The 811-nt window shown below is 79.4% G+C and carries 1 pseudogene; it reads left to right on the forward strand.

Annotated elements, in window-relative coordinates:
* Positions 1-240: 240 nt before the first annotated feature.
* Positions 241-811 (forward strand): annotated as a pseudogene (locus FOE67_RS27340) (hypothetical protein); the annotation flags it as partial.

The following is an 811-nucleotide window of genomic DNA, read 5'->3' on the forward strand; positions in this document are numbered from 1 at the left end:
CGCCCGGCGCCCGCACCCGCCCCCGGCGTCCGTTCCCGAGCGGGCACACCACCCCCGGCCGAACGGCTCGGGACGGGGCTCCCGGCCCCCGCCCGATGCGGACGCGCCGGGCCCGTCTCCTCTAGGGTGAAGGGGGCGTGTGGCACGACCGCCGCCGGGGGAACCACCGGCCGCACGTGCCCCGTCGGGGCGATCCACCGACACGCGGGGATCGGGTGGCACACAGCAGTGGGAGGCGTCGTGAACAGCGATCGGGACGGCATGCGCACCGGGGACGGGGTCGTCGGTGACGCCCGGCCCGACGCCGCCCCGGATTCCGGGGCGGCGGACACCGGGGGAACCGGGGCTCCGGCCCCGGCCTGGTACGTCGGCGCCTCCTCCCCGCTCCCGACCCCCCGGCGGGACGACGAGGGCCGGGAGGACCGAGCGGACGACGCGGGGAACGACACGGAGGAAACCGCCGGGGAGGCCCCCCCGCCCACCGCGGACCGGGTCGGCGACGGGGCTCCGGTCCCGGACCCCGGTTCCGGGGTCTCGGAAGCGAACGACACCTCCCGGGACCGGGACGGAACCGACGGACGCACCGATGGCGACACCGACCCGGCGGACGGGGCCGAAACGGCCGCACCGATGCCGCCGAGCGGCGGCGAGACCATGCAGTTCTCACCGGCCGCGCTGCGCCGCTCCGTCGAGGACGACTCCCCCGGGGGTGCCGCGGCGCCCCGGCTCGGTGCGTTCCCGTCCCCGCCCGGGGGCGGGGCGCTGCCGCCCCTGCCGCCCGACTTCCAACTGCGCCCGCCGGGGCCCCCGT

This window comes from Streptomyces calidiresistens, from assembly GCF_014141525.1.
In the GTDB taxonomy this organism is placed as follows: Bacteria; Actinomycetota; Actinomycetes; order Streptomycetales; family Streptomycetaceae; genus Streptomyces; species Streptomyces calidiresistens.